This window comes from Streptacidiphilus alkalitolerans, assembly GCF_042511045.1.
GTDB lineage: Bacteria > Actinomycetota > Actinomycetes > Streptomycetales > Streptomycetaceae > Streptacidiphilus > Streptacidiphilus alkalitolerans.
Genome location: NZ_JBHEZX010000027.1, coordinates 43,002 through 69,006, shown reverse-complemented (window position 1 = coordinate 69,006; position 26,005 = coordinate 43,002). Strand labels below are relative to the sequence as shown.

Sequence of the window (26,005 nt, the reverse complement as noted above, 5' to 3'; positions counted from 1 at the left end):
GATTTACGAAATTTCGGCGAGCGGTTTCTCTGGCGGAGCGTCACCTGAGGTAAGGGGGCGCGGGGGGCGGCGCTTGCGCCCCACCGCCGCGCCCCCACCCCAGTGCTGACCGCTGACTGCCGACTGCCTACGGCCGACTGCCGACCCGTCAGGCGGGCTTCGCCGTTGCGCGAAGCGCGGCTGTGGCCCGTGCCCGTTCGAACGTGGTGATGATGTTGGCGTGTGTGGTCCATGGCTCGGCTCCGCACCAGGGGCCCAGTCGCCGGAACTGCTCCAGCGCGGCGTCGTAGTGCCGGGCGTTGCAGAGGTAGAAGGCGAGCTTGTGCCGCAGGCGCTGCACCCGGCCGTCGTCCTCGGCGACCTGGTCCAGTGACCGGGCGGCCCGCAGCAGGGTCGCGCGAGCGTCCGCGGACCAGCTGGTGACGTGTGCGAGCTCGGTGCCGTTGACCCGGTTGCTCCGCTCGACCAGCTCGTCCAGGGCATGCAGGTAGATGGCCGCCAGCGGGCTTCCGGGCGGAGCGCTGTCCACCACCGCGGTCGCGAAGCGGAGCATCAACTCCCGGCTGCCGTGCCATTTTGCGCACCAGTACTGGAGCGCCTGCCAGTGACCGTCGTAGTGGTGCGGGGCGCGGGCGACCAGCTGGGTCCAGAGCTTCTGGAACTCGTCGTGCTCGGTGTTCAGACCGCGGGCCGCCGTGATCATCACTACCCAGGGGCCCGGGTGCTCCGGCGCTGCCAGGCTCGCCCGCTGCGCGGCCTTGTAGGCGTCGGGGAGCATCTGCTTGAACGCCGCCTTGTTCTGCGCCGACAGCTGGTTGGCATAGCCGCTGCCGCGTGCGGCCCAGGCCTGATGCACCAGCAGCGAGGCGTGGGCGCTGAGGGCGTCGCCGTTGTTCGGCTGCGCCAGGAGCCAGGCGTCGAGCCACTGCGGGGTCCGGTCCGCGAGCTGCTGGAGCAGCTGGATCCGGGACCAGCGCTCGTCATGGTCCTGGCCGGCCCCCTCCGCATAAGCGGCGGCGGGCTTCCAGTCGCCCTTGAAGGCGGCCTCGATGACGGCGTCGCGCTCGTCGGCATCGTCCTCCAGCAGCGTGGGGCCCGCCTTGCGCGGGTCCAGCGAGGCAGAGGGGGCCAGCCCGTAACGGACCGGATCGAAGTTCTTGGGGACGGCGCGCAGCAGGAAGGAGCGGCGCCGGTAGCGCAGCAGGCCGAGCCAGCCGAAGAGGGCCGCGAGTATCAGGAGGTAAACGAAGGTCACAGCGGTGATCTTGCTGGAGCGGCAGGCCACGCGGCAAGAGGTTTCCTGGATCTTGAGGGAAGCTCGACGCCGTGGCACCGGTCAAGTCGGCTTTGCTCAGGCGAACGAGCACCGTCCGGGCGGTTCTGGACCAGGGGGCGCCGGATCGTGCTCGGCCTGGGCGCCTGCACCGGCGGACGTCGCCGTGCTGGAGTCCAGCCTGAACCGGCTGGTCCGAGCGCTGGCCCTGGACGCGGTCCCGCAGGCGGAGCGCACAGCGGCACAGCCCGGGGGCCGGTGCCGCCGGCGGCACCGGCTTCGGGGCCATGGCCTGCCTGGGCGCTCGACGCTTCCCGGGAACCGAGGTCGTCCTCGACGCGGTCGGCATCGACCGGATCCTGCCCGGCGCCACCCTGGTCGTCACCGGCGAGGGCTCGCTGGACCCGCCTCGACCTGACCCCGAACCAGCTCGCGGGGGTCAGTGGATGTTGACCCGCACCGGGCCGGAGGTCCGCTCGGGTACGGGGTGGCGGTCGTGCGGGGTGGTCAGCCCGTAGACCACCGCGCGGAATTGCAGGACGCCGCCGTGCGCGGTCCTGATGTGTGCGGCGGACCGCGCGTCGGTGCCGCTGGCGGCCACGGCGCCGCAGCTCACCCGGTGCCAGGCCGCGCCGGCGCGGCGGTCCTCCAGGCACACCCGCAGGTAGCTCGCGGCGTCGTCGTCCCCGTGCGCCGTGACCGTGAAGGTCCGGCCGACGTGGGCGGTGTGCGGCGCCGAGATGTCCACGCTGCCCTTGGCGAACGCCGGCGCCGCGGCCAGGACCAGCGCGGCCAGACCCATCCCACCGACCACGACCGCACGGCCGCCCCGCACCATCGTGCCGGTCTTCTGCGTCCTCGTCATGGACATCCCCTCCCGTTCGCAGGCGCCCCGTGCGCCTCGTGATCTCCTACACGAGCCGGCCGCCCCGCCCGGTTGCACACGAACCGCCCTGTTTTTCCGCTCCGGGGGCTACCGCGGGTCGCCGACGAGTCTGCCCTGGTCATCAAGGGCGTGGGTGCTCCAGTACGTGTCCCACTTGTCGTCCACGTGCTGCGGGACCTGGCCCTCGGGGTAGCGGACGTAGCCGGTGGGAGGCTGCTTGCCGTTACTGACGCACGCCCCGCCGCCCGGGGACCCGACGGACGCGACCGGATATTCGCTGCCCCGGCAGACAGCGTCCCGGGTGTCGAGGGAGCAGGCCGCGGTGAGCCCGCCCACCGCGGTCCCCACCACCAGCAGAACCAGGGTGCGGCGCAGGCCACCACCGTTGCTGTCCTTCATGATGTGCATAGCCTCTCTCGTCGGTAGGACCGAGTCTGTGGCGCAGGGCCTCCCACATTCATGAGTATGCGTACTCAGCACACCCTCCCCGAACGCCGACAGGTAGGCGGCTGGTGACCCGCCCAGGAGGGTGCGGCGTTGTCCGGCCGCCGCGCGGCCCACCGCGAATGGCGCGGCCCGGTGGCGGGCCGGAGGGGGCGCCCGGTCAGGACCGGTGGCGGTCCGCGGCGATCGAGGAGAGCCTCCAGCGGGTCGCCCTGGGCCTGGGGGTCTTCGTCCTCCTGGCGGGGACGGCGGCCCAGTTCGCCCGGCCGGCAATCAGATCACCATGCTCGGTCCCGTGCCGGGAGCGTGACGGCCCGTCAGGCCCCCCTTGGCCCCGGTGGAGGCCGGGGCCAAGGGGCCGGCTGCTACCTGGAGACGTCCTGCGTACTCGTGTCCGTGGCGGGTCGGGGGATACTGCGGGGCTGGGTGTCGGGGTGCTGCCGGTGCAGGCTCTCGCCTTCGATGTCGAGGTCGGGCAGGAGGCGGTCCAGCCAGCGGGGCAGCCACCAGGCGGCGCGGCCGGTCAGCGCGAGGACGGCGGGCACCAGGGTCATCCGGACGACGAAGGCGTCCAGGAGTACGCCGACGGCCAGGGCGAAGGCGATCTGCTTGAGGATCATGCTCTCGCTGGTGACGAAGGACGCGAACACCGCGAACATGATCAGCGCCGCGGCGGTGACCACGCGGCCCGCGTTGCGGGCTCCGGCGTGCACCGCGCCCCGCGGGTCGCGGTGCCGCACGTAGTCCTCGCGCATACGGGAGACGAGGAAGACCTCGTAGTCCATGGCCAGGCCGAACAGGACGGCCATCAGGATGATCGGCAGGAAGCTGGTGACGGGGCCGGTGGTGTCCACCCCGATCACCCGGTCCAGGTGCCCGTCCTGGAACAGGCCGACCACCAACCCGAACGAGGCCCCCACGGAGAGCAGGAAGCCGGCTGCGGCTTTGACCGGCACGACCAGGGACCTGAAGATCAGCAGTAGCAGGATCAGGGACAGGCCGACGACGACGATCCCGAAGGGGACCATCGCGGCGCTGAGTTTGCTCGACACGTCGATCCCGACCGCCGTGGTGCCGGTGACCGCGATGCTCGTCCCGGTGCTGCCGCGCAGCTGCGCCGCGTCGTCGCGGATGGCGTTGACGAGGTCCTTGGTGGCCTGCGCGCTGGGGGCGCTCCTGGGGACGAGTTCGATCAGTGCTGCCTCGGACTTCGCGCTGGTCTGGGGCGCGGTGACGGCGGCGACGTCGGGCAGGGCGCGCAGCGAGGCGGCGATGTGTTCGAGGGAGGCCGCGGGGTCGGGGGAGTGCGAGGTGTCGGCGAGGATCAGCAGCGGGCCGTTGAACCCGGGGCCGAAGTTGTCGCTGACCTGGTCGTAGGCGATGCGCTGGGAGCTGCTGCCGGGGGCGGTGCTGTTGTCGGGCAGGGCCAGGTTCATGCTGTGGGCCGGCCAGGCGAGCAGTCCCATGGCGGCGACGACCAGGACGACGGTGATCAGGGGGCGGCGGGTGGCCAGCTGCGCCCACCGCTCCGCGCCCTTGATCCGGCGGCCTCCGGCGGGGGAGGGGCCGGACCCTGCCGCGACGGCGGCCAGGTCGGCCTCACGGCGGGCGGCGCGGGAGCCGGGTTTGGGGGTCAGCCGGCTGCCGGCGAAGCCGAGGACGGCAGGCAGCAGGGTCAGCGCCACGGCCACCGCGATCAGGACCGCGCCCGCCGCGCACAGGCCCATCACGGACAGGAAGGGGATGCCCACCACGAGCAGACCGGCCATCGCGATCATCACCGTCAGCCCGGCGAACAGCACGGCGCTGCCCGCGGTCCCCAGCGCCAGGCCCGCTGACTCCTCGGGGTCGGTGCCCTGGGCCAGTTGGGAGCGGTGCCGGGTGACGATGAACAGCGCGTAGTCGATGCCGACCGCAAGACCGATCATCAGGGCCAGGGTCAGCGCGGTGCTGGAGATGCTCACCGCGCTGGTGAGGGACAGGGTCGCGGCCACTGCGGTGACCACGCCGAACAGGGCGGTCAGCAGCGGCATGCCGGCGCTCAGCAGGGAGCCGAAGGTCACCGTCAGGACCAGGACGGCCACGAGCACCCCGATCAGGTCCTCGGCACCGGGGTTGACGGGGCTGTTGTTGAACGCCGGTCCGCCGACCTGGACGGTCACCCCTTCGTGGGGCGCGTTGTCGACCGCGGTCCTGAGCGCGTCCAGCGTGGTGCTCTTGAGGTTCGATCCTGAGACCTGGTAGTCGACCTGGCCGATGGCCGCGGTGCGCTGCGGGGAGATCGCTCCCGACTTCTGCGGGGGCACGACCCCCGCCACCTGCGGGGCCCGGGCGGCGGCGGCCAGGGTCGAGGCGATGGCCTTCGCCGCGGCGGGGTCGGTGACCTGTTGGCCCCGGGGCACCGTGAACACGATCTGCGCGGTGGTGCCCGAGGCGGCCGGGAACTCCTGCTTCATACGGTCCAGCGCCTGCTGGGACTGCGAGCCGGGGACGGTGAAGGTCTGGTCGATCTTTCCGGCGCCGCCGAAGGCGGCCATGCAGGCGATTGCGGCAGCCGCCGCAACGACCCAGACCGCGACGACGGCACGGCGCCTGCGGAACATGGCGCGGGCGATCCGGTACAGCAGTGAGGCCATCGGAGGGCTCCTCATGGCATTCATGGACAGGGGAGGGGGAGGCGAACGGGCAGCCGTATCGGCGCACAAACCCAATAAACTGGCAGCGCTGCCACTTTATCAGCAAGTGGCAGCGCTGCCAGTTTCTCCGGGAACCGCCTCCCGCTGCGGTGCGTGATCTTTGACATACTTCTGCGGTGGAGGACCTCGCACCCGGACGACGGGAACAGAACAAGCAGCGCACGCGCCGCGCCCTGGAGGACGCGGCTGCCCGCCTGTTCGCCGAGCAGGGGTTCGCCGCCACCACCGTGCGCGACATCGCCACCGCGGCCGGAGTCGGGGAGCGCACCTTCTTCCGGTACTTCCCCTCCAAGGAAGACCTGGTGTTCCAGCAGGTCAGGGATCTCGTCCCGGGCCTGATGCAGGGTGTGCGCGAACGCCCCCCCGGCGAGTCGCCGCTCGCCGCGCTGCGCGGCGCGATGCTCGACTGGCTCGACGAGACCGGAGCCCCTCCCACCATCCTGGTCGCCGGACCGCAGAAGGGACTCGGCCCGCGCCACGAGGAGGCGCACGCGCTGATCGGCGACCTGGAGGACGCCGTCACCGGGGCGTTCCTGGACCGGCTGGAAGCCGCCGGCGCCGACCGGAACGACCGTGCCGTGCTGCTCCGTGCCGCTGTCCAGGCCCGGGCGGGGGTGGCGGTGGTGCGCGGGATGATGCTGGTCCTGCCGGGCGGGGACGCCTGCAAGGCGCACATGCCGGCCGTCGCCCCGGGCCCGGCCCTGTCCAAGGCGGAGATCAGGCAGCTCCTCCACGACGCGTTCGCGTCCCTGGATCCCTGATGTAACCATCAATCTTGTCATCAACTAGAGTCCTGACCATGGCGGCTACAGAGGCAACGGGGAATCGGCTCGAACGGCGCAAAGCCGAGACGCGGCGCAAGATGGTCGACGCGGCGCGGGCGATGCTGGCCGACGGCAGGTCCCAGAGCGCGAGCATCCAGGAGATCACCGACGCCGCCGATGTGGGCTTCGGCTCCTTCTACAACCACTTCAGCAGCAAGGCCGAGCTGTTCGAAGTCGCTGTCCTCGACGTCCTGGACGAGATCGGCACCGCGCTCGACAGCATCGGCGAGCAGGACGAGGATCCGAGCGAGCGCTTCGCGCGGTCGATCCGGATGACGGTGCGTTTCGCCCGGACCCGCCCGGAGCTGGCACGCATCGTGGTGCGGCACGGGCTGGACTACCTGGAGTCCGACCGGGGTGTCGCGCACCGGGCCCGGCGCGACCTGGAGGCCGGGATCGCGGCGGGGGTGTTCCGGATCAGGAACCCGCGCCTGGCCTTGGCCAGCACCGCCGGCGCGCTGCTGGCGACCTTGCAGTTGTCGCTGCTGCATCCGGAGGAAGCGGATGACCGGAGCAGCGACGACCTGGCCGAGAACCTGCTGCTGATGTTCGGCGTTCCGGCGAAGCGGGCGCGGGTGCTGGCGACGCGTGAGCTGCCCGACCTGGTGGTCGGGCAGTCAGCTGGACATCGCCCTGACCAGTGACAGCAGGCGTTTGGCGGTGACCTCCGAGTCCGGTTCACGCAGCGCGGAGTAGACCTCGCGCAGGAGCGCGGGGGAGGGGTTGGTGCCGAGGAAGTCGCGGGTGACCGGCGGCCCCCACTGGGCCAGGCCGGAGGCGGTCATCGGGGCCCAGCCGGGCTGGACCGAGGCGTCGAACCGGTCGCCGTCGGTGAAGTGTTCGACCATCAGCCGGTCCGGGTCGCGCCAGTAGTCGAAGATCTGGCTTCCCAGGATGTGCCGGCCGATGCCCCAGGCGCGGTGGTAGCCGCGTTCGGCGAGGTAGGCGCCGCCGGCCGCCAGCGCGTCCAGGTCCGCCACCTGGTAGGCGGAGTGCACATAGCCGGTGCGCGGGCTGAGGTGGAGTGCCATGGTGTGGTGGTCGGCGGCCTGGCCGCCGCGGTCGCAGCGCATGAACGCCATGGTCGGGCCGAGTGCGCGCTCCCTGGGCAGGAACTGGAAGTCGCTGACCAGCAGGCCGAGGGTCTCCTGGTACCAGTTCAGCGCGGTGGTGAAGTGCGGTGTCTCGAAGACGAAGTGGCCGAGGCGCTGGATCCGGGACGGCTCGCGGGCCGGCCGCTGGGTGGTGTTGACCCGCGGCCAGCTGGTGCCCGTGTTCAGGACCAGCGGCTTCTGGTCGGGCAGGACCGGGTGGACGTCCGCCCCGTGGACCACGGCCACGGCCAGGCCGCTGGGGTCGAGCAGTTCGACGACGGCGCCGTCCCGGTGACCGGGCAGGGGCTTGACCCGGGCGCCGGTGCGGGCGGCGAGCCGGTCCAGATCGGGGCGCTCCTGTGCCTGGAAGACCGGGCCGACGAAGCCGGCCCGGGGCCCGCGGCGGATCACGACCGCGTCGGTCCCGGGGAAGGTCCCGCGCAGCCGCAGTTCGTCGGGGGTACGGCTGGTGACGGTGAATCCGAAGTCGCGTGCGAACCTCTCCGCGCGGTCCAGGTCCGGCTTCTCGAACACCAGCCAGGCCACGTCCCAGACCTTGACGACGGGGTTGTCCGCCCGGCCGGTGGGCTCTCCGCGCAGCGCGCCTTCCGCACTGTGCAGGGCCTTGTGCGGGTCCTGCGGTGGTACGGAGCCGAATCCCATCATGTGCGGCCTTCCTTGTCCTCGTCCCCCCGGCAGGGTGCTCAATGCTCATTCTGATGACATTCTCAGTTACGATTGTGTAATCAGTCAAGGTCGACGAGCTTGCTGGAGATCCTTGACTGATGAACGGAACTGTTGTGATGATTTCATCATCTCCGTCTGTGGTGATCACTGAACGCCACTGCCTGTCCGAAGGAATGTGGTCCGCTGATGACCGTCTCGATCCTGCGCACCGAGCACAACTGGTGGGTCCTGACCGCGACCGGTGCGGCTGAGATCCGCACAGCGGCGTCCAGCACGCGGGAACTGCTGCAGGACCGCCCGGCGGTCGACGCAGCCGCGGCCCGCGGCGGCACGGTCGCCGTGGAGAGCCTGGACCTGCTGTCCCCGCTGACCGCGCCCTGCCGGGTCGTCGCGCAGATGACGAACTACGCCTCGCACGCCAGGGACGCCGGGCTGGACCCGGGCCGGGTGCCGCTGACCTTCTTCCGCAAGGCCTCGGGATCGGTCAGCGGACCGGAGGAGACGATCCTGCGCCCGCGGCACGTGACCCTGCTGGACTACGAGGTGGAGATCGGCCTGGTGATCGGGCACCCCCTCCCGGTGGGCACCCGGATCACCGACGGCGACCTGCCCCGGTACGTGGCGGGCCTGGTCGTCGCGAACGACGTCTCCGCCCGCGACGTCCAGCTGACCCGGACGCAGTTCTACGAGTCGAAGTCCTACCCGACCTTCACCCCGGTCGGGCCCAGGCTGGTCCTGCTGGAGGACGACGAGCTCAGCCGCTTCACGGAGCTGCGGCTCACCCTGCGGGTCAACGGCGCAGTGCGGCAGGACCGGACCGCAGCGGACATGATCTACCGGCCGCTGCAGGCCCTCCGGGCCCTGACCGCCTTCCAGCACCTGGACCCCGGGGACCTGGTCCTGACCGGCACACCGGTCGGCACCGCCCTCAGCGCGCCGCCGCGACCGGTACGGACGCTCGCCGTGCTGCTGCCCGAGCACGTCAAATGGCGCCTGTTCACCAAGGGCCAGCAGAAGAACCCCGAGTACCTCCAGGACGGCGACGTCGTCGAGGCCTCGGTCGCCACCGATGACGGAGCGATCGACCTGGGCACCCAGCACACGACCGTGAAGTGGGAACGATGAGCGAGACGTTGATGTGGCCGGCGAAGTACGACCACCCGGCCGACCTGGCCGTGATCGAGGCGGTCCCGCTCCAGGCGCGCCAACTGCCGGGAACCACCTACGACCTGCTCACCCGGGCCGCCGAACACTGGCCCGACCGCACCGCCCTGCACGTACTCCCCGATGCCGCACGATGGCGCACCCCGCAGCGCCGCACCTTCCGCACCCTGCTCGCCGACGTCCACCGGTACGCCAACGCCCTGCACACCCTCGGAGTGCGCCGCGGCGACGCCGTCGCACTGATGGCGCCGAACTGCTCCGAACTGGTCACCGCCACCCTGGCCGGGCAGTTGGCCGGGATCATCGCGCCGCTGAACCCCGGCCTCGGACTGGGGCACCTTCGTGAACTCCTGCGCCGCAGCGGCGCCAGGACCCTGCTGGCCGCCGGGCCCGAACTGGCGGCCGACACCTGGGAGAACGCGCTGACCCTGGCCCGCGAGGGCCTGCTCGACACCCTCCTCGCACTGCGCCCCACCCTGGCCGCGGACCCGGCACCCGCCCTGCCCCAGCTGTCCGGAGTCAGGACCGGCTTCCTCCAGGACCTGGCGGCCGAGCAGGACCCTGCCGTCTTCCACGGCGCCGCGCCCGGCGCCGGCGACTTCGCCGCGTTCTTCCACACCGGCGGCACCACCGGCACCCCGAAACTGGCCGCGCACACCCACACCAACCAGGTCGCCAACGCCTGGATGCTGGCTGCGAACACCACCCTGGCCCAGGACTCCGTGCTCTTCGCGGGGCTGCCGCTGTTCCACGTCAACGCCCTGGTCGTGACCCTGCTCGCGCCCCTGTTCAAGGGGCAGGCCGTGGTGTGGGCCGGCCCGCTGGGCTACCGCGAACCCGCGCTCTACGCGGAGTTCTGGAGGATCGTCGAGAACTACCGGGTCGCGGTGCTCAGCGCGGTGCCCACCGTGTACGCGTTCCTGGCCCAGTGCCCGGTCGACGCCGACATCACAAGCCTGCGGTTCGCGGCCGTGGGGGCCTCCGCCCTGCCCGAGGCCGTGCGGACCGCCTTCCAGGACAGCACCGGTGTCGCGCTGGTGGAGGGCTACGGGCTGACCGAGGCCACCTGCGCCAGCGCCGGCAGCTTCCCCGGCGTACCCGTGCCGGGTTCCGTGGGCCAGCGCCTGCCCTACCTGCGCATACGCGCGGTGGACGTACGGCCGGACGGCGGCCACCGGTCGCTGCGGCCCGGTGAGACCGGGGTGCTCGTGGTGCAGGGGCCCACCGTGTTCGCCGGCTACGTCGCCGGACGCGACGACCGAGGCAACCACCTGGTCCGGTGCCCGAACCCGGGCGACGGCGGCTGGCTGGAGACCGGCGACCTGGGACACGTCGACGCCCAGGGCTTCGTCCACCTGCGCGGCCGGGCCAAGGACCTGATCATCCGGGGCGGGCACAACATCGACCCCGCCGTCATCGAGGACGCACTGCTGGCCCACCCCCAGGTCACCGGCGCTGCGGCGGTCGCCCGTCCGGACCGGCGCTCCGGTGAGATACCCGTCGCCTACGTCACGCTGTCCCCGGACGCCTCGGCCACCGAGGCGGAACTGGGCGCCTGGGCCGCCGCGCAGGTCAGCGAGCGCGCGGCGGTGCCCCGAACCGTCCACATCCTCGACGAACTGCCGCTCACCGCCGTCGGCAAGCCCTACAAGGTCGCGCTGCGCCGCGACGCCGCCCAGCGCGAGCTGAACAGCGCCCTGGCGCACCTCGACGGCGTCGAGGTACGGGCGGAGATCGCGGACGGCGCGGTCGAGGCCCGGATCCACTGCGCCACCGACACGGACGAGCAGGCCGCTGTCGGGATCGCCTCCCAGTACGGGATCCACTGGCGGGTGGTGCGTCGACCGTGAGCACACACCCTGCGCCGCAGGCGCACAGCCCGGTCGTGATCGTGGGCGCCGGGCCGACCGGCCTGACCGCGGCCACGCTGCTGGCCCAGTACGGCGTCGAAACCCTCCTGCTGGAACGCTGGCCCGGCGTCCACGCCCGACCGCGTGCGGTCCACCTGGACGACGAGGTCTACCGCATCCTGGCGCGGCTGGGCATCGGCGAGCAGTTCGCCGCCGTCTCCCGGCCCGGCCAGGGCCTGCGGCTGCTGGACCCGCGCCTGCGGGTCCTGGCCGAGTTCCGCCGCAGCGCCGAACCGGGCGTGCACGGGTACCCGGCCGCGAACATGTACGACCAGCCCGACCTCGAAGCACTGCTGCGCGGCAACCTCGCCCGGTACCCGTCCGCCACCCTGCACAGCGGCGTCGAGGTCACCGCGATCGACCAGGACGGCGGGCCGGTGACCGTGTCCTACACCGACCGCGCCAGCGGAACCCGCAGCACCGTCACCGCCTCGTACGTCCTCGGCTGCGACGGGGCCAACAGCGTGACCCGCACCGCGATCGGAACCCGGACCAAGGACCTCGGCTTCGCGCAGCGCTGGCTGGTGGTCGACCTCGCCACCGAAGCCGACCTGGGCCACTGGGAGGGCGTGCACCAGGTCTGCGACCCCCACCGCGCGGCCACCTTCATGCGGGTCGGCGCGACCCGCTACCGGTGGGAGTTCCGCCTGCTGCCGCACGAGAGCAGCGACGACTTCCAGCAACCGCGGCAGCTCCGACCACTGATCGCACCCTGGACCGCTGACCTGACACCGGATCAGTTCCAGGTGCTGCGCGTCGCCGAGTACACCTTCCGCGCGCAGATCGCCCGTACCTGGCGCGACCGAAGGGTCTTCCTGCTCGGCGACGCGGCGCACCTCACCCCGCCCTTCATCGGCCAGGGCCTGGGCGCGGGTGTGCGCGACGCCGCCAACCTCGCCTGGAAGCTCGCCGGCGTCCTCAACGGCAGCTGGCCCGAGCACGTCCTCGACAGCTACCAGGCCGAACGCAAACCGCATGCGACCGCGATGATCCGCCTGGCCAAACTCATCGGCACGGTCATGACCCGCGGTGGTCGCACCGGCAACGCGCTGCGCGCCGCCCTGCTGCCGCGCCTGAGCCGGCTGCCCGCGGTCCGCCGCCAGGTCCTCACCAGCCGAACCCCCGCGCTGCACCGGTCCGCACTGGTGGTCCGACCCCGGCTGCGGCGGACCCCGGCCGGAACCCTGTGCCCCAACGCGCGCATCAACGACACCCAGCGCTTCGACGATCTGGCAGCCGGCCGGCTGACCCTGGTGACGGTGGACGAGCCGACCACGCGCCAGGTCGAGATGATCACCCGTCACGGCGGGCGCATCCTGATCGTCCTCCCCGGCAGCGAGCTCTTCCGCTGGCTGCACGCAGCACGGATGCTCGCGGCCCTGGTCCGCCCGGACGGCACCGTACTCAGCGCCGGCCACGGCGTGGGCAGCCCCGAGGACCGGCTGCACCGGCCCACCGCCGCAGCGATGACAGGGCGTCCGTCGCCCCCGCACCGACCGGGACCCGATGCCTGACTAGCCGCCCTCAGCAGGGAGTTGACGGTTGCGGCAGCGGCCGGGGGTCTCGCCGACCAGGGCCACTGCCTCGGCCCGCTCGGCCTCGGCCTGCTGCACTCCGCGAGCGGGGGGTGGTCCCTGCCGATCGCCGTGCTGCTCGCCCTGCTCGTCGCACAGACCGTCGCGGCCTTCGGCGAGAGCCGCGACCGCCACGTCCTGGCGTCCCGCGGGGGCGCTTGACGCAGCATCAGAGGAAGATATTCATCGGATGACATCGACCTTGACGCGGGATCACCCCGGGCTTAGCGTGACGTTTCGCAGTATAGATAGGATGAATTACCGGAGAACGCCCCTTCTCTGAAGGAGAGTCACAGTGCTGCTGCTCAAACGTCGACGTCCCGTCCAACTGCTGGCGGGGACCGCGGTGACGGCTCTGCTGGCGACAGGTCTCGTGTCCGCGGCGGCGGCTGCGGCCAGCCCCGTAACGTCCATCTATGCGGCACCCAACGGCTCCGGTACCCGCTGCTCGGCCGCGGCGCCCTGCTCGATCACCACGGCGCAGCAGACCGTGCGTCAGGCCCGGGCCGGGCACACCGCCGATGCGCGGGTGATCCTGGGCGACGGCACCTACCGGCTGGCGGCGCCCCTCGATTTCGACGCGGCGGACTCGGGGAGCCCCGGGCACCCGGTCGTGTGGACCGCGGCACACGGCGCCCACCCGGTGCTCTCCGGTGCGACCCGCGTGGGTGACTGGACCGCCTCCTCCCCGTCAGGCGCCTGGTCGACACCCGTTGCGGCCACCAGCGCCAGTCGTCAGCTCTACGTCGACGGCACGGAGGCGCCCGTCGCGCAGGCCACACCGTCCCAACTGCACTTCGCCGGCGGCTGGAAGGGCTCGGCCCAGGGGTACGACCTCACCGCCGACCCGGCCGGGCTGGCCTTCTTCTCGGCGTTGACGCCGGCCCAGTTGCAGCAGGTCGAGTTCGACTACCCGGGTGGCAACGGACAGTGGACCGACTCGAAGTGCCGGGTGCAGTCGCTCTCCGGCACTTCGCTGACCATGGACCAACCGTGCTGGAAGGACGTCACCGACCGCGCCGACTACGCCCAGGCCAGCGGCACACTGCCGTCGATGGGCAGCTCGCAGATGCCGGCCTCGATCCAGAACGCGCGCAGCCTGCTGCATCCCGGCCAGTGGTTCCTCGACCAGTCGAGCCACACCCTCTACCTCTACCCGCTGGACGGGGCCGAGCCCGACAGCCTCGACGTCGAACTGCCCCATCTGGAGACCCTGGTGCAGGGCGCGGGCAGTCTGGCCCGTCCCGTCCACGATCTGACGTTCTCGGGGCTCACGTTCTCCTACGCCACCTGGAACGCCCCCTCCGGACCCAGCGGCTTCGCCGACGTGCAGAGCAACCTGCACCTGACCGGGGCCAACAACCAGGGCATGTGCTCGTTCTCGAACCCGGCCGGCAGCTGCCCGTGGGGCCTGCTGACCGAGCCGCACGCCAATGTGTCCTTCACCGCCGCCGACCGCATCACACTGACCGGCAACCGGTTCGCGGAACTCGGCGGGGCGGGCCTGGGCATCGCCTACGGCTCGTCGCACAACCTGGTCCAGGGCAATGAGTTCACCGACATCGCGTCGACCTCGGTGCTGCTCGGCTGCACCGCCGACCCGACCCCGGTCAACCCCGATCCGGCCCACTTCCCGGACTACCCCACCACGAACCCCGACACCCCACAGGTGATCAAGGACAACTGCACCCCGGATCCGTCGGCCGTGACCGGCGACACGATCGGGACGAACGAGATCGCCACCTACAACACGGTCTCCGACAACGTCATCGACCACGTGGGCACCGACTACCCCTCGGCGAGCGGCATCACGCTGCTGTACAGCCGGCACTCGCTGGTCACCCACAACGAGCTCTACGACCTGCCCTACACCGGCATCACCGCCGGCGTCATCCAGGGGCACGTCGACTCGGCCGACCACCCGTCGAACTCGCTCAACATCAACGCCGACAACACGATCAGCTACAACCTCATCCACGACTACCTCCGGGTGCTCGGCGACGGGGGCGGGGTGTACATGGAGGGGCACCAGGCCGCGTACCACTACCAGGCCGACGGCAGGACGATCGACTTCGACGCCACGATGGCGCACGGCCTGCAGGTGATCGGCAACGTCACCTACGACCAGGGGCCCGGCTTCGCGTCCTTCTACGACGACGCCGGTTCCGAGTGGATCCACTACGTCGGCAACGTGCAGTTCCACAACAGCGGCGCCAACGCCCAGGGCGGTTGCGCGCCGACCGGGCACTTCCTGGTCGAGGGCAACTACTTCTCGGCGCCCGCAGGCCAGTACATCTGCGCCAACGCGGTCGACAGCCACGTCGGCAGCAACACCTCGATACCGGCCGCGCCGGGACCGAACGACATCCAGCTGACGGCGCTTCAGAGCGCAGGACCGGACCCGTCGGGGCGAGGCTTCGCCGAGACCACCGACCTGGAGGCCGACTACGTCTCGACGCCGCAGGCCACGTTCGCCGACGGCGCCACGACCATGCGGGTGCTGATCGCCGGCGCGGGGTTCGGACCGGGAACCCCGGTCTACTTCTCCGGCCACGCCGCCCCGAAGGTGCAGGTGCTCTCACCCGGCTTCCTGATCGCATCGCTCCCGCCCGGTGCGGACACTTCGCAGGTGTCGGTCGGCGGTCTCGTCGCCGCGCCCAGGATCTCCGCACCGGCGTCGGGCGCGACCGGCGTGGCAGGCACGTTCACGGTCCACGGCTCCGGGGTCACGGGTGACACGGTCACCGTGACGGACGGCGGGACCACCCTGTGCCGGGTGACGGTCGCGGGCTCCGCGTGGTCCTGCACCGCGACGGAGGCCGACGGCCAGCACACGCTGGTGGCCGTGCAGTCGAACCCGCGTGGCGTCGACTCGCCGCCGGCGGCGACCGTCTTCGTGGTCGGCACGGCGCCCGCTTCCGTCCGGCTCAACGACACGGACCCGGACATCCAGTACGTCGGATTCAGCTACCAGAACAACCGCGGACTCGGCGACTACCAGGACGACCTGCACTACGCGTCGGACAACGGCTCGACGGTCACCTACACGTTCGTCGGCACGGGTATCGAGGTCTTCGGCGAACAGAGCGGCGACGAGGGCCACTTCTCGGCAGCGCTGGACGCCGGGACGCCCGTCAGCGTCGACACCGTGCCCACCGACGGCCAGCGTCACTCGAACGTCGTCGTCTGGTCGAAGACCGGCCTGCCCGCAGGCGTGCACACACTCGTCCTGACCAAGGTCGACGGCACCTACATGACGTTCGACGGCCTCGAGATCGACAACAGCTGAGACCGGCGGCAGCCGCTCGCAGACCGTGCCTCTCCGGAGCATTGACCGGTGTGTTGTGTTGGGCGATCGTGGCAGATGCCTTCGCCCACGGGGTGGCGCGGGATGCGACGGACGGGGGACGGCGAGGGTGGATCGACCTGAAGAGTTCGTATACGCGGAAGACCACTCCGCGCTGAGCCTGTCGCTGCTGGGCACGGGCCTGGTGGGGCCCGTCGCCCTCCTCGGCCTGTGCCTGGCGCTCGGATTCACCGTCGGCCCGGGCTGGTTCGTGGGCGCGGGCTTCACTCCGGTCTACTGCATGGTCCCGATCTCGCTGCTGTACCGGAACTGGCCGACCGGTATCAGGGTGGACGAGCAGGGCGTCCGGATCGGAGCGGTCGCCTCGAAGAGGGCCGAGCACCGGAACCCGACGGTGACGCACCAGAACTGGGCGGTGTTCTCCTGCCCCTGGTCGGGCGTCCGCGAGATGTTCGTGGTCACTGACCCGGACAAGGTGATGCGGCTGCGCACGTCACCCGAGTACGACACGCTCAGCAACCGGTGGGCGAAGCCGAAGTCCATGCTCTCGTGCTCGGTGGGTGTGCTGATACCTCCGCTGATGCGGGCGGCGCTGGTGATACGCATCGATCCTGCGGTGGCGACCGTGCCGGAGTTCCGTTCCGCCCGGTTCTTTTCCAACTACATGGATCCCAGCGACCCGCACTTCAGCCGCGCCCTGCTGCCCAGGGTCGGCAGCACCTGGGTGGTGCCGACCCGCCACCCCGAACGCCTGCGCGCCCTGATCAAGCACCAGCTCCACCCCGCCGCCCCGGCCCCGAAGCACAAGGGGGAGACCGGCAGGCGGAAGCGGAAGCGCCGACTGCAGCAGCGATGAGCCAATCACCGGTGGCGGCCTCCCGGCCGCCCCCGGCTGGTCATCGGGCTTCGGCATCGTTGTACGGCTCGAAGGGCGCGTTGACCGCCCAGTCCCGGTCGCGGAGCTCCCCGCGGTGCGGGCCTGCGCTCGAATGAGTGTTCACACGGAGCCGGAGTCGGAGCCGGATCGCGGGCCGGTTCAGGGGCCTATCTCTGCCGCCGCTGCTTTCGAAGCGCTACGGTGGGGCTTGAGACGCCGGTGAGGAGTGAATCGATGACCGCCCAGCACGCTGAACGGCCTGCGAGCCCTCGCACCCAACCCGTCGGCCACACGATCCGCGACATCAGGGACGCACTGGACGGCGAGGACCGGCAGGCTTTCCTGGCGGAGGTCCTCGAAGCCGATCCCGAGGTCGTCGTCGACGTGATGTCCCGGTGGTGGTTCGAGGCCATGCTCAACCAGGTCCCGGGACGCGAGCAGCGGCTCCGGGACGCGCTCAGCAGGACGGCTCCGGTGGAGCTCCCGGACCTGATCCTCGGCGAAGGCGGATGACAGGCCCCACCCAGCCGAGCTGGCGTGCTGTCCTGGACGACCAGGCGGCGCAGGTCCTGCTCGCCATGCACAAAGCAGGCGAGGTGCAGCTCCACGACGGGATCGTACTGTTCGTCCGCTCGCTCGCGATCGAGGTCGGCGCCGCGATCGGCGCGCATCGCCCCCCGGCGGGCATGCGTCTGGCCGACGGCCGGTACGCGGTGGACGTGCGCAGCGCACCCGTCCTGATCTACTACGTGCTGGACCTGGAGCACCGAACGATCCGGGTCTGCGATCTCATCTGGGTCGCCACCTGAGTCGGTGACTCCGCACGGTCACCGCACGTCGGCGGCGGGCCCGTCCCCGGATGGCGTAGTCGGACGGGCGGAAGTGGGCGGGTGGCAGTACACCGGGGAGGAGAGTCCATGGTTCCTTCGACTCCTGGAGGTCGCGATGACCACCGCCCCCGCCGCCCATACCGCCCCCACCGCCGCCAAAGCCCCCACCGCACCCCCCGCTGCCCGGCCCGGGGTCGGCGGGTATGCCGCCCTGTCCCCGGGCACCGTGCTGATGCGCGCCCTGCTCGCCTCGGGCGCGGCCCTGATGGCCGGACTGGTGCTCACCTACCTCGTCCGGCAGACGCTCAACGCGAACGCCTTCCAGGACGCCGGGCAGGTCAATGAGGGCTTCCCCAACTCCGGTGCGCTGAGCGTCGGAATCATCGTCGCCACCCTGCTCGCGGTGGCGGTGCTCTACCTGCTGCCGCGGGTGACGAACTACCCCTTCGGTTTCTTCGCCCTCATCATGACGCTGGGCTATCTGGCTTTCCTCGGCGTCAGCTTCACCAGCACCCTGACCGACTCGCAGATCGCAGGCCAACTGCTGGTCTGCGGGCTGCTGGCGATCGTCATCGCGATCGTGGCGAGCTGGGCCAGCGGCGTCCCCATGGACGACCGTGACAGGTCGGCGGGTGCCGCTCGGCGTTGAATGTCAGCGGGGACGCTGGGCGAACATGTCCAGGACCAGCTGGACGATCTCCTCGGTGTCGGCCTCGGCCAGGTCCGGGAAGGCGCCGCTGCCGCGGGACAGGACGACGCCGACGAACGCGGCCAGCGCCAACTCGGCCCGCAGCCGGGGCCGGTCCAGGCCCTCCCGGGTGAACCGCTCGCACAGCGGGTCCACCAGTCGCCAGTGCAGCTGCGCGGTGGCGGCGGCCTGGACCGCCGGGTCCTCCAGCGGGGTGACCGCGGCCCGGAAGACCGGTCCCGCGCCGCGCCGCGCCATCACCTCGAGCAGCGCCGTGGCGCGCCCGGGTTCGAGCAGGTCGGCCGGGCGGTCGCTGGCCCGGTCCAGGTCGAGCACGGCGATGTAGAGCTGCGCCTTGCCGCCGAAGTAGCGGGCGATCAGGGCCGGGTCGACACCGGCGCGTTCGCCGATCTCCCGGGTGGTGCTGCGGTCGTAGCCGCGTTCGGCGAACAGGGCCGCCGCCGCCTCCAGCAGCAGTTCCCTGCTGCGGGCGGAGTCGCGCCGCTTGCCGGTGGGCGCCGACCCGGCTGCGGTCATCGGCCGGACCGGGCGGGGACGGTGGGCGCGGTGGAGACGGCAGGGGCGGCCGGGACGCCGGCGTCGGCGCCGGCGCTGTCCTCGGCCGTCTCGGCGTCGGCGATGCTCTCGTCCATCAGCAGTTCCTCGTCCACGGTCATGGCGCGCCTGGCCGCCGCGGAGGCCCGCCTCGGCAGGACGATGGTAACGACAGCGGTGACCACCCAGATCACACAACCCAGCCAGGCGGCGCTCTGGTAGCCGCTGTCCTCCGGAAGCAGGTGTCCGGACGGTGTGTGCGCCTGCAGCACGACCGCGCTCAGCACGCTGCCGGTGGTGTAGCCGATGGTGCGCAGCACCTGGTTGAAGCTGATGGCGCTGCCGGTCTCGTGCGCGGGGACCGCGTTGACGATCAGTCCGGGCATCACCGCGAAGGTGCAGCCGACGCCGAGCCCGGCGACGCCCATGATGACGAAGAGCTCCCACAGGCTGCCGCGGGCGACCAGGAACAGCACCATCGACAGCAGCGAGATCCCGCATCCGATCGGCAGCACCAGCGCCGTCGAGGTGCGTCGGGCCAGCAGCGGCACCAGTTTGCTCGACGCGACGCTGGCCGCGGAGAAGGGCAGCAGCACCAGGCCGGTGACCAGGACCGAGGTGCCGAATCCGTAGCCGGTGGAGCTGGGGGTCTGTACGAAGCGGGTGACCATCGACATCAGCATGTACATCGCCACGCCGGCGATCAGCCCGGCGACGTTGGCGGTCAGCACGGAGCGGTTCCGCAGCGTCCGCAGGTCCACCAGCGGGTGGGCGGTGCGCAGTTCGTGCCGGCTCCAGCCGGCCAGCAGGACGACGGCGAAGACGATCAGGCCGAGCACTCGGAGGGAGGTCCAGCCCCAGACCTCGCCCTCGCTCAGCGCGAGCAGCAGCGCGGCCAGGCCGACGGCGAGGAGCGCGGCCCCGGGCGCGTCCAGGGGCCGCTTCTTGCCGCTGCCGGTCCGGGGGAGGACCAGGGCGGCGGCGAGCAGCGCCAGCGCGCTGATGATCGCACCGAACCAGAAGCCCGCGTGCACTCCCAGTGACTCGGTGATCAGGCCGGTCAGCGGGTAGCCCAGGCCGACGCCAGCCACGGTGGTGATCGAGAGCAGCGCGACGGCCGGCCGTGAGCGCTCGGCCGGCAGGACGTCGCGGGCGGTGGCGATGGTCAGCGGGACCAGGCCGAGGCCGACGCCCTGCAGGCCGCGTCCGGCGACCAGGAAGCCGAAGCCGAGCGGCAGCGCGGCCAGCACGCTGCCGAGCAGCACCACGGCGATGGACCCCAGCACCACCCGGCGCCGGTGCGGGCCGTCGCCCAGCCGACCCATCACGGGCGTGGCGATGGAGCCCACCAGCAGGGTGATGGTGAGCGACCACTGGGCGTCGGACAGCGAGACGTGGTCGACGGCCGCGATGGTCGGCACCAGGGGTGCCCCCAGGCTGCTGATCACGGCGACCACGGTCCCGAGGAACACCAGCACCGGGACCAGGGCCCGGTCCCGGAAGTCAGGTGCTGGCCCTGCGTGGCGGCCGGTCATCGGCATGCTCCCAAGCTTGTCATCAGATGATGTCTTCAGATGATGACATAAGCCGGGACCGGATATCAAAATTCCCCGGGCGTTGCCGCCGCTCGTCGGGTTTGCCTGGTGCTCGGGGTGCCGGGTCTACTCGGCCAACACGGTCCACGTTCCGCGTCGGCGGGTCCTGGTCGACGCCCTGGCGTCCCTGCCTGCCGACGACCGCGACCGCCTGCTCCGAAAAGAGGCCGCGCTGGTCGACCACCTCGACAGCCGAGGCTTCGGGGCGCCGCCCCGAGCCCCTTGCTGAGCCGACCCGGAACGCCATGGTCGGTGCCGACACCGTCCAGCCTCTGCGCGGGACCCAGCGTCCCTCGTGCGCTCCAGCACCTGACGGGCGGGTGCTCGCGGCTCCCCTCGTTCCGGCCCCGGACCCAAGCGCGGGTCCGTGTCCGGCAACGCGCGGCCGAGCGGCTGGCCTGCCGCTGTCGGTGACCCTCGCCCGCCGCGACGCCTTCACGCCCGAGAGCCGCGACGAGCAACCACCCTCCGGGCAGACTCCTGAAGGTCGAACCAACCGTGTGGACTGAACCATCCACTGCCCACGGCCCGCAGCGCCCTCCTCCGCGAGAGCAACAGCACTGCCAGTAGTGGTGCGGACAGTCCCGGAGAGACGGTCCGTCAGGTCCGCGCGCACAGTGCGGGCCTGTGGGCCATCTCTCCGGGACGAACTGCCTCGACGGCGCATCCGCGCGCCCACTGGCAGTGGCCGCCCGCAGCGTACGGCTCAGTCCGAACTGGCGCATCGCAGTCGGGGTGCCCCCGGGGTCCGCCGCCCTCGCTGCTGGAGTTGCGTTCGAGTGCACTCCAAGGTGTTGACTGGAGGAACAAGCACCGCGAGTTTCCTGGGGAGCACAGCATGACGGAGAAGATCTGGTTCATCACCGGCGCCTCGCGCGGCTTCGGCAGGGAGTGGGCCATCGCCGCCCTCGACCGCGGAGACTCGGTGGCCGCGACCGCGCGCGATGTCTCCACGCTGGATGACCTTCGTGAGAAGTACGGGGAGCGGCTGCTGCCGCTGCGTCTCGACGTGACGGACCGTGAGGCGGACTTCGCCGCCGTGCAGCAGGCGCACGAGCGGTTCGGGCGCCTGGACGTGGTGGTCAACAACGCCGGTTACGGCCACTTCGGCATGGTCGAGGAGCTCACCGAGGCCGAGGCACGCGCGCAACTGGAGACCAACCTGTTCGGCGCGCTGTGGATCACGCAGGCCGCGCTGCCGTTCCTGCGTGAGCAGGGCAGTGGCCACATTCTCCAGGTCTCCTCCATCGGAGGCATCAGCGCCTTCCCGCTGGTCGGGATCTACCACGCGTCGAAGTGGGCGCTCGAAGGCATGAGCCAGGCGCTGGCCCAGGAGGTGTCGCCGTTCGGCATCAAGGTCACCCTGATCGAGCCCGGTGGGTTTGCCACCGACTGGGCGGGTTCCTCGTCGAGCACCTCCGAGCCGTTGCCCGCGTACGCCGACTTCCACAAGCAGGTGCAGGAGCAGCGCCGCAAGCGGGTCGGCACGCCGGGCGACCCGACCGCGTCCGCCGCGGCCGTGCTGGAAATCGTCGACGCCGACGAGCCGCCGCTGCGCTGCTTCTTCGGTTCGGCGCCGCTGGGCATCGCCAAGGCCGACTACGAGCGGCGTCTCGCGGTGTGGGAGAAGTGGCAGCCGGTGGCGGAGCGCGCGCAGGGCTGACGGGGTCAGACGAGGGCGGTGACCAGCAGGGTGAAGGCGGCGATGATGACGGCGACCCGGACGTAGTGGAAGCGGAGCCAGCGGTTCAGCTGCTCCTTCCAGTCCTCGGGCCGGTTCTCCGGGGTCCAGGTCTTGTTCCGGTTGTTGATCGGGACGAGCAGCAGGAGCGACATGACCACGCTGAGGATCAGCAGCGCGCCGGCGGTGACGACGAGGCCGGTGCCGTGGTGGTGCCGTCCGGCGACGGCCCAGACCGCGGCGAGGACGAGTGAGCCTATGTACCAGAACGGCATCACGGCGCCGAGCATCCGGCCCCCGTGGGCGTGGCCGAGTTGGGCACTGTCCTCGGGGAGCGCGTTGAGGATCGGGTTGATGACGAAGAGGACGGAGAACTCCACCCCACCATCACGCCGACGACCACGGTGGTGAAGACCTCGAGTGCGTTGAGCATGATGACCCCTCCTGGGATCTAGCGCTGCTAGGTGATGAGGCAACGCTAGTACTGCTGCTGCTCCCTTGTCTAGCGCTGCTAGATTCTTTGCCCTAGGATCGCCGTATGTCGGTACAGGAACGCAAGGAGCGCGAGCGGGCGGAGCGCGAACGGCTCATCGTGGCGACCGCCCGTGAACTCGCCGAGCAGCAGGGCTGGGACTCGGTCACCACCCGCCGGCTCGCCGAGCGCATCGAGTACAGCCAGCCGGTGCTCTACAGCCACTTCCGGGGCAAGCGCGAGATCATCGGCGCCGTCGCCCTGGAGGGCGCCGCCGAGCTTGCCGCGGCGGTGCGGGCCGCGGCCGGCGCCGCGGACGGCCCGCGCGCCCGGGTCACCGCCCTGGGGCGCGCCTACCTCGACTTCGCCGAGCGCAATCCGGCGGTCTACGACGCCATCTTCCAACTCGACGGCGGCCTGGCGTTCGCGGCCGAGGACACCCCGGCACCCCTCAAGGACGCCTTCGCCGCGCTGTTGGAGAGCCTGGGCGAAGTCGCCGGGGACGGCGTCCACCCGGGACTCTTCACCGAGGTGTTCTGGGCAGCCCTGCACGGCCTGGCGACGCTGACCCGCGCAGGGCGGCTGCCGCCGGCCGAAGCCGGTCAGAGGGTGGAGCTGCTGGTGGACCGGCTCGCCGTCGTCTGACGCGCCGCCCCGGCGGGGTTGCGGCCGGGGTCCTCGAATTCCGCACCCTGCCTGCGGCATCGCTTCCGGTCACTCGCACTCGCACCGCAGCCTCCGCGGACCTGTGCTCCTGCACCTCGAACAGGTGGGGGAGTGTAGCGGCCTGCACCGGCGAAGGCCGCGTCAGCTGCTTCATTCTGTGGAATCTGCTTCGTTAGCAGAGCCGTTGGGGCCGAAGGTGATGTCGGCATCCCGCCACGCGGGAAGGCTGGCCATGTACTGAAGGGCGTTCTCGCAGGCATCGGCCTGAGTGGCGTGACCGCCCCGGTCGATGCTGGACATCGCGAGAAGCAAGCACAGGAGGTGGAGTTCCGGGTCTCCGGCCGGATCCCCGGTGGCGAGGGAGTCGAGGCATTGGCGCAGTATCTGGGTGTGGTCGATCTCTCGACCGGTGACCGGGGCGCGGACTGCGACTTCAGCCAGGTCGGCCAAGACCTGCTGAGGAACGACCTGTCGGCCGTCCCGTAGCGGCCAAGGGGTCGTCGAGGCTGCTTCGACCAGCCGTTGAGCGTGCTCGGCGAATGCAGATGGTTGCAGGTGCTCCATCGTGCCCTCCTGGTCCTGGAATGAGGCATTTTGTGAAATGGGCGGTGTCAAGCTGTGTGCTTGTGCATCACGTCGAGGTAGTGCCGATCCCGTTGCGGCACGTGCTGGTCGCGTCCCGGCAGACTAAAGACCGCGATGACGTCGGCAGGCTGGGTGAGGATGCTTGACTGCTGGCCGAAGGTCAGGGTGTCGTTGACCGCATGTCGGCAGCCCATGTCATCCAGAACGGTGAGCAGTTCCTCGCGCGGGACGGTGGCCTCGAACGACTCGGAATCGGGTAGGACGAGCGGCGGAAGCTTGGCGGTCGAACCCGGCCAGAGGCCGATCCAGATGCCACTGACGGTTCGTTGGGTGATGACCAGCTTCAACCCGCCCCAGGAGTAGGGGCAGCCGTCGATGTCATGCCCCTTCATGACGTGGGCTGGGTGCGGATGCCCCGGGCCAAGGAGGTCTTCGGCCTCAGCCAGGGACATTCCGCAGTGCAGCGGCCCGATCCGGCCGGTGCCGGCAAAGTCGACGAGGACATCCATCAAGGTCACGACAGTGACTGTGACACCCTCCTGTGGTGGTTCGCACCCTGATTTCCCAGCCCCTGCACCAGCTAGCGCATCGGCTCCTGGGGGCCGGCTCTTCGGCGCTTTGCGTCGGGCGGGGTCATCTGCCTGTGGTTGAGCGGAGGAGGTGCTCGATGGTCGCGGTGAACTGGGGCGCGTCCTGGAACAGGAAGGCGTGGCCTGCGTCCGGGTACAGCAGGACCTGGGGGTGGGCATGGCGCAGGCTGCGGGCCAGGACCGTCGCGTTGGGGGCAGGGTCGAGTGCGTCCGACGCGCCGTCAGCGACCAGTACCGGCACGTGGATGCGTTCCGGATGGCGGCCCGCCCGGTCCGCGCCGGTCATCCACTGCTGGATTGCGGCCTCCTGGGCGGTCCTGACGGCGACCGGGGCCTGGTAGTAGCCGGGGTACTGGGTGATCGCCAGCCCGTAGGCGCGGGCGGCGGTGAGCTGGTCGGCGGGGAAGAGGACGGAGAGCACCTCGGCCGGGTTCCCGCTGTCTGCCGCGGCGGCTGCGGCGGCGGGGATGGGGAGGGCAGCGCCGGTGCCGGACTGGGTGGCGGCCAGGACGATCCCGCGCACCTGGCCCGGGTGCCGGACGGCCAACGCCTGCGCGACCATCCCGCCCAGCGACCAGCCGAGCACAGCGGGACGGTGCAGCCTCAGCGTGGAGATCAGCGCACTGGTCTGGTCGGCCATGGCCGAGATCGTGAGCGGGGCTGGCAGGGGACTGGTCTGTCCCACTCCGGCGTTGTCCATCACGACGACGGTGTGGTGGGCGGCCAGGGCGTCGACGAGGTCGGGTGCCCAGGCGTCCATGGAGCTGCCGGACCCGGTGATCAGCAGCAGCGGGCTGCCGTGGCCGACCTCGCGGTAGCCGACGTTGCCGTGAACGGTGCGGGCGAGGAGGGTGGGAGCGCTCAGGATGTCGGCCTGCGGCTGATGCGCGGCACCGTGCGGAGCACCGGCACCGGTCGGGGGAGCGGCGGCGGTCGGTGCCGCCCCGCACATGGTCGCGACCATCGCCGCGGCTGCGGCGGCGACTGCGGTGGCTGTCCGGATACGTCGATTCATCCCGCCGTGCATAGTCCCCCTGCTCTCGGCCGAACCTTCCTACCGCATACGTCCCAAGTAGTCTAAAGCGGTGCCGCAGGCCCCACCAGGCCCCGACGGAGCGTCAACCAGCGCAGCGGCTGGTCAACTGGTGGCATGGTGCGGTACCAACCGCCGAACGGAAGAGGCAGAGACGATGGAACCAACCACCGGCAAGCCCGTCCCGCGCGTCACCGCCATGCATGTCCGGACCCTTCTAGACTCCTCCGCAGTGCACCCGGTTCTCTACATCAGCTACGGCGAGGACTCCGAGGCGGAGTTGGACGTGTGGGGCGGCGGGCTGGTCGACCAGGCCCACATCGTCCTGACCCGCGCCGCCGCTGTCGAACTGTTCGGTGAGGAACCCGACGACGAGTCCGTCGCGACGTCTCTGCCGAAGGTGCAGCAGGCCGTGGACCAGCTGGTCTCGACCCGGGACGAGTGAAGCCTGCCTCCATCGAGGTTCCGGCCCGGCTGGCGAACCCTCGGGCGCCCGGGACGGGTCAGCCGATGTACTGGTACAGCTCGGCGGGGCCGTGGTCGGGCCGGCGGGCTGCGTCGGCGATGCGCCGAC

The 26,005-nt window shown here is 71.1% G+C and carries 25 protein-coding genes and 1 pseudogene; 15 read left to right on the top strand and 11 right to left on the bottom strand.

What is annotated here, in order from left to right; all coding sequences use genetic code 11:
- Positions 1-148: 148 nt before the first annotated feature.
- Positions 149-1,255: a hypothetical protein gene (locus ACEZDG_RS36330; RefSeq protein ID WP_380518823.1), complete on the bottom strand. Its 1,107-nt coding sequence runs from the start codon at positions 1,253-1,255 to the stop codon at positions 149-151.
- Between the two features lie 305 nt (positions 1,256-1,560).
- On the opposite strand from ACEZDG_RS36330, the gene ACEZDG_RS37900 reads away from it, so the two are divergent.
- Positions 1,561-1,791, top strand: a complete 231-nt coding sequence (locus tag ACEZDG_RS37900; RefSeq protein ID WP_415860290.1) for a glycerate kinase — start codon at positions 1,561-1,563, stop codon at positions 1,789-1,791.
- On the opposite strand, the gene ACEZDG_RS36320 is transcribed toward ACEZDG_RS37900, so the two are convergent.
- The 3 genes from ACEZDG_RS36320 to ACEZDG_RS36310 all read right to left on the bottom strand — a co-directional run bounded on the left by ACEZDG_RS36320 (position 1,713) and on the right by ACEZDG_RS36310 (position 5,239).
- A complete protein-coding gene (locus ACEZDG_RS36320) occupies positions 1,713-2,138 on the bottom strand; it encodes a hypothetical protein (protein ID WP_380518818.1) in 426 nt (141 codons plus the stop codon). The genes ACEZDG_RS37900 and ACEZDG_RS36320 overlap by 79 nt on opposite strands.
- Positions 2,139-2,246: 108 nt before the next feature.
- Positions 2,247-2,558 carry an SCO0607 family lipoprotein gene (locus tag ACEZDG_RS36315; protein ID WP_380518813.1) on the bottom strand — a complete coding sequence of 104 codons (312 nt, stop codon included), beginning with the start codon at positions 2,556-2,558 and terminating at the stop codon, positions 2,247-2,249.
- Between the two features lie 410 nt (positions 2,559-2,968).
- A complete protein-coding gene (locus tag ACEZDG_RS36310; protein ID WP_380518808.1) occupies positions 2,969-5,239 on the bottom strand; it encodes an MMPL family transporter in 2,271 nt (756 codons plus the stop codon).
- A gap of 176 nt (positions 5,240-5,415) precedes the next feature.
- Here ACEZDG_RS36310 and ACEZDG_RS36305 point away from each other — a divergent pair, with 176 nt between their 5' ends.
- The gene (locus tag ACEZDG_RS36305; RefSeq protein ID WP_380518804.1) at positions 5,416-6,060 is read left to right on the top strand and encodes a TetR/AcrR family transcriptional regulator; all 645 of its coding nucleotides are present in this window, start codon (positions 5,416-5,418) and stop codon (positions 6,058-6,060) included.
- Positions 6,061-6,098: 38 nt separating this feature from the next.
- Positions 6,099-6,767 carry a TetR/AcrR family transcriptional regulator gene (locus ACEZDG_RS36300; protein ID WP_380518800.1) on the top strand — a complete coding sequence of 223 codons (669 nt, stop codon included), beginning with the start codon at positions 6,099-6,101 and terminating at the stop codon, positions 6,765-6,767.
- Here ACEZDG_RS36300 and ACEZDG_RS36295 read toward each other — a convergent pair.
- On the bottom strand, positions 6,741-7,883 hold the full coding sequence (locus ACEZDG_RS36295) for a VOC family protein (protein ID WP_380518797.1): 1,143 nt from the start codon (positions 7,881-7,883) through the stop codon (positions 6,741-6,743). The two genes, ACEZDG_RS36300 and ACEZDG_RS36295, sit on opposite strands and share 27 nt — an antisense overlap.
- 207 nt (positions 7,884-8,090) lie before the next feature.
- Here ACEZDG_RS36295 and ACEZDG_RS36290 point away from each other — a divergent pair, with 207 nt between their 5' ends.
- From ACEZDG_RS36290 to ACEZDG_RS36250, 9 genes are all read left to right on the top strand, one after another.
- Positions 8,091-9,029, top strand: a complete 939-nt coding sequence (locus ACEZDG_RS36290; RefSeq protein WP_380518794.1) for a fumarylacetoacetate hydrolase family protein — start codon at positions 8,091-8,093, stop codon at positions 9,027-9,029.
- Positions 9,026-10,918 (top strand): acyl-CoA synthetase, encoded by a 1,893-nt coding sequence (locus ACEZDG_RS36285; protein WP_380518791.1) that lies wholly within the window; start codon positions 9,026-9,028, stop codon positions 10,916-10,918. The genes ACEZDG_RS36290 and ACEZDG_RS36285 overlap by 4 nt, the downstream gene beginning before the upstream one ends.
- Positions 10,915-12,492 (top strand): bifunctional 3-(3-hydroxy-phenyl)propionate/3-hydroxycinnamic acid hydroxylase MhpA, encoded by a 1,578-nt coding sequence (gene mhpA / locus ACEZDG_RS36280; protein ID WP_380518788.1) that lies wholly within the window; start codon positions 10,915-10,917, stop codon positions 12,490-12,492. The genes ACEZDG_RS36285 and mhpA overlap by 4 nt, the downstream gene beginning before the upstream one ends.
- A gap of 21 nt (positions 12,493-12,513) precedes the next feature.
- The gene (locus ACEZDG_RS36275; protein ID WP_380518785.1) at positions 12,514-12,714 is read left to right on the top strand and encodes a hypothetical protein; all 201 of its coding nucleotides are present in this window, start codon (positions 12,514-12,516) and stop codon (positions 12,712-12,714) included.
- A 133-nt stretch (positions 12,715-12,847) separates the two neighbouring features.
- The gene (locus ACEZDG_RS36270) at positions 12,848-15,841 is read left to right on the top strand and encodes a hypothetical protein (RefSeq protein WP_380518782.1); all 2,994 of its coding nucleotides are present in this window, start codon (positions 12,848-12,850) and stop codon (positions 15,839-15,841) included.
- A gap of 127 nt (positions 15,842-15,968) precedes the next feature.
- Entirely contained in the window at positions 15,969-16,715 is a 747-nt protein-coding gene (locus ACEZDG_RS36265) for a hypothetical protein (protein ID WP_380518779.1), read from the top strand.
- A 255-nt stretch (positions 16,716-16,970) separates the two neighbouring features.
- On the top strand, positions 16,971-17,249 hold the full coding sequence (locus ACEZDG_RS36260) for a hypothetical protein (RefSeq protein ID WP_380518776.1): 279 nt from the start codon (positions 16,971-16,973) through the stop codon (positions 17,247-17,249).
- The gene (locus ACEZDG_RS36255) at positions 17,246-17,545 is read left to right on the top strand and encodes a hypothetical protein (protein WP_380518773.1); all 300 of its coding nucleotides are present in this window, start codon (positions 17,246-17,248) and stop codon (positions 17,543-17,545) included. The genes ACEZDG_RS36260 and ACEZDG_RS36255 overlap by 4 nt, the downstream gene beginning before the upstream one ends.
- A 136-nt stretch (positions 17,546-17,681) precedes the next feature.
- Positions 17,682-18,215: a hypothetical protein gene (locus ACEZDG_RS36250; RefSeq protein ID WP_380518771.1), complete on the top strand. Its 534-nt coding sequence runs from the start codon at positions 17,682-17,684 to the stop codon at positions 18,213-18,215.
- A gap of 3 nt (positions 18,216-18,218) precedes the next feature.
- Here the strand turns inward: ACEZDG_RS36250 and ACEZDG_RS36245 are convergent, their stop codons facing one another.
- Complete coding sequence (locus ACEZDG_RS36245; RefSeq protein ID WP_380518768.1) at positions 18,219-18,791, bottom strand: TetR/AcrR family transcriptional regulator; 573 nt, start codon at positions 18,789-18,791, stop codon at positions 18,219-18,221.
- A complete protein-coding gene (locus ACEZDG_RS36240) occupies positions 18,788-20,344 on the bottom strand; it encodes an MFS transporter (protein WP_380518765.1) in 1,557 nt (518 codons plus the stop codon). Before ACEZDG_RS36240 ends, ACEZDG_RS36245 begins: the two co-directional genes overlap by 4 nt.
- A gap of 898 nt (positions 20,345-21,242) precedes the next feature.
- Between ACEZDG_RS36240 and ACEZDG_RS36235 the strand changes: the two genes are divergently transcribed.
- The gene (locus tag ACEZDG_RS36235; protein WP_380518763.1) at positions 21,243-22,067 is read left to right on the top strand and encodes an SDR family oxidoreductase; all 825 of its coding nucleotides are present in this window, start codon (positions 21,243-21,245) and stop codon (positions 22,065-22,067) included.
- 5 nt (positions 22,068-22,072) lie between these two features.
- Here the strand turns inward: ACEZDG_RS36235 and ACEZDG_RS36230 are convergent.
- Positions 22,073-22,518, bottom strand: a pseudogene (locus tag ACEZDG_RS36230) (anthrone oxygenase family protein).
- 105 nt (positions 22,519-22,623) lie between these two features.
- Between ACEZDG_RS36230 and ACEZDG_RS36225 the strand changes: the two are divergent.
- The gene (locus ACEZDG_RS36225) at positions 22,624-23,202 is read left to right on the top strand and encodes a TetR/AcrR family transcriptional regulator (RefSeq protein WP_380518760.1); all 579 of its coding nucleotides are present in this window, start codon (positions 22,624-22,626) and stop codon (positions 23,200-23,202) included.
- Positions 23,203-23,373: 171 nt separating this feature from the next.
- Here ACEZDG_RS36225 and ACEZDG_RS36220 read toward each other — a convergent pair whose 3' ends face one another.
- The 3 genes from ACEZDG_RS36220 to ACEZDG_RS36210 form a co-directional block, all read right to left on the bottom strand.
- On the bottom strand, positions 23,374-23,787 hold the full coding sequence (locus tag ACEZDG_RS36220) for a hypothetical protein (protein ID WP_380518757.1): 414 nt from the start codon (positions 23,785-23,787) through the stop codon (positions 23,374-23,376).
- A gap of 47 nt (positions 23,788-23,834) precedes the next feature.
- On the bottom strand, positions 23,835-24,326 hold the full coding sequence (locus tag ACEZDG_RS36215; protein WP_380518754.1) for a hypothetical protein: 492 nt from the start codon (positions 24,324-24,326) through the stop codon (positions 23,835-23,837).
- 115 nt (positions 24,327-24,441) lie between these two features.
- The gene (locus tag ACEZDG_RS36210) at positions 24,442-25,413 is read right to left on the bottom strand and encodes an alpha/beta fold hydrolase (RefSeq protein WP_380518751.1); all 972 of its coding nucleotides are present in this window, start codon (positions 25,411-25,413) and stop codon (positions 24,442-24,444) included.
- Between the two features lie 175 nt (positions 25,414-25,588).
- On the opposite strand from ACEZDG_RS36210, the gene ACEZDG_RS36205 reads away from it, so the two are divergent.
- Entirely contained in the window at positions 25,589-25,876 is a 288-nt protein-coding gene (locus ACEZDG_RS36205) for a hypothetical protein (protein WP_380518748.1), read from the top strand.
- Positions 25,877-26,005: the final 129 nt, after the last annotated feature.

Coding starts and splice junctions, on each gene's coding strand:
- ACEZDG_RS37900 (WP_415860290.1), top strand. CDS start 1,561: ATGGCCTGCCTGGGCGCTCGACGCTTCCCGGGAACCGAGGTCGTCCTC.
- ACEZDG_RS36320 (WP_380518818.1), bottom strand. CDS start 2,138: ATGACGAGGACGCAGAAGACCGGCACGATGGTGCGGGGCGGCCGTGCG.
- ACEZDG_RS36315 (WP_380518813.1), bottom strand. CDS start 2,558: ATGAAGGACAGCAACGGTGGTGGCCTGCGCCGCACCCTGGTTCTGCTG.
- ACEZDG_RS36310 (WP_380518808.1), bottom strand. CDS start 5,239: ATGGCCTCACTGCTGTACCGGATCGCCCGCGCCATGTTCCGCAGGCGC.
- ACEZDG_RS36300 (WP_380518800.1), top strand. CDS start 6,099: ATGGCGGCTACAGAGGCAACGGGGAATCGGCTCGAACGGCGCAAAGCC.
- ACEZDG_RS36295 (WP_380518797.1), bottom strand. CDS start 7,883: ATGATGGGATTCGGCTCCGTACCACCGCAGGACCCGCACAAGGCCCTG.
- ACEZDG_RS36290 (WP_380518794.1), top strand. CDS start 8,091: ATGACCGTCTCGATCCTGCGCACCGAGCACAACTGGTGGGTCCTGACC.
- ACEZDG_RS36285 (WP_380518791.1), top strand. CDS start 9,026: ATGAGCGAGACGTTGATGTGGCCGGCGAAGTACGACCACCCGGCCGAC.
- ACEZDG_RS36260 (WP_380518776.1), top strand. CDS start 16,971: ATGACCGCCCAGCACGCTGAACGGCCTGCGAGCCCTCGCACCCAACCC.
- ACEZDG_RS36255 (WP_380518773.1), top strand. CDS start 17,246: ATGACAGGCCCCACCCAGCCGAGCTGGCGTGCTGTCCTGGACGACCAG.
- ACEZDG_RS36250 (WP_380518771.1), top strand. CDS start 17,682: ATGACCACCGCCCCCGCCGCCCATACCGCCCCCACCGCCGCCAAAGCC.
- ACEZDG_RS36245 (WP_380518768.1), bottom strand. CDS start 18,791: ATGACCGCAGCCGGGTCGGCGCCCACCGGCAAGCGGCGCGACTCCGCC.
- ACEZDG_RS36240 (WP_380518765.1), bottom strand. CDS start 20,344: ATGACCGGCCGCCACGCAGGGCCAGCACCTGACTTCCGGGACCGGGCC.
- ACEZDG_RS36235 (WP_380518763.1), top strand. CDS start 21,243: ATGACGGAGAAGATCTGGTTCATCACCGGCGCCTCGCGCGGCTTCGGC.
- ACEZDG_RS36225 (WP_380518760.1), top strand. CDS start 22,624: ATGTCGGTACAGGAACGCAAGGAGCGCGAGCGGGCGGAGCGCGAACGG.
- ACEZDG_RS36220 (WP_380518757.1), bottom strand. CDS start 23,787: ATGGAGCACCTGCAACCATCTGCATTCGCCGAGCACGCTCAACGGCTG.
- ACEZDG_RS36210 (WP_380518751.1), bottom strand. CDS start 25,413: ATGAATCGACGTATCCGGACAGCCACCGCAGTCGCCGCCGCAGCCGCG.
- ACEZDG_RS36205 (WP_380518748.1), top strand. CDS start 25,589: ATGGAACCAACCACCGGCAAGCCCGTCCCGCGCGTCACCGCCATGCAT.